1 protein-coding gene is annotated in these 507 nt (G+C 39.6%); it reads right to left on the reverse strand.

Going from position 1 to position 507, the window contains the following annotated elements; translation table 11 throughout:
- Nucleotides 1-387, reverse strand: a 387-nt coding sequence (locus HC175_RS17525) for a YceI family protein (protein WP_168139579.1), incomplete at its 3' end; no start/stop codon positions are given.
- Nucleotides 388-507 lie beyond the last annotated feature (120 nt).

Raw genomic sequence — 507 nt, forward strand, 5'->3', positions numbered from 1 at the left:
ATTAAAGAAATCTGTTTCTTTACCTTCAACTGTTCCTTTAAGGTGATTTTCAAGAGAAGTACGGTCTTTATCGTCGATCCCTTCATCGGTCACCTTAATAGAATTCATATCAATGCTAACGCTTCCGCTGGTGATCTCCTCCCGGGTAGCGCTAAGAGTTCCATCCTGGATAGCAATAGTTCCCTTATGCTCTCCCGTAGGTTTGGTACCTCTCCATTCGATAGTAGAAGCGGTAGTATCAATTTCATAAGTAACAGCCTCTTCTGTAGCTACAGCAGCTTCCTGTGCTTCGCCCGGCTCTACCCGATTTGACTTATCATCTTTACAGGCTACACTTCCTAAAGTGACTCCTGCAACAAGTACAAAGTTTAAAACTCTTTTTTTCATTAGTATCTAATTAAGTTTGAGGCGCAAAATTATTGTTTTAACATTTCGATTTTGCCAAATGTTTATTAAAAGTTTCTGGTGACAAATTGGCATTTAAGCTTTCTTGGCAGTACTTTTGCC

The organism is Salinimicrobium oceani, from assembly GCF_012037645.1.